Below are 354 nucleotides of genomic sequence, written 5' to 3' on the forward strand. Positions count from 1 at the left end.
TTAAGAACAATAGCTTTTGGTCCCTTGGAAATTCGATAATATCCTTATTTTTTTGTGAGAGTATAATCTCTTCTACGTGCGGGTGAGCAACCAGATAATCATATGCATCACTGAAGAATTCAACTGAAGGAATTGAATGGTTAGTCAATTTAATGTTAAAACCTGTCCAGCGCATACTAAAACGAAAGTAAGGTACATAAGTTGCTCGAGGAACAATGAAGACCCTTTTTCCGCTTAGAGACGATTTAGTTATTTCAAAGCGATTAAACTGGGGACTGTTTACGAACTGGATGGTTCTATCTGCATCAGCTTGTTCATTTTTAAGTATAATGGCGTCTAACCCGCCATATGATA

The 354-nt window shown here is 37.0% G+C and carries 1 pseudogene; it reads right to left on the reverse strand.

Going from position 1 to position 354, the window contains the following annotated elements:
• Window positions 1–354 (reverse strand): annotated as a pseudogene (locus tag CP370_RS10170) (hypothetical protein); the annotation flags it as partial.

It is taken from the genome of Lactobacillus sp. UMNPBX19 (assembly GCF_002553805.1).
Taxonomy (GTDB): Bacteria; Bacillota; Bacilli; order Lactobacillales; family Lactobacillaceae; genus Lactobacillus.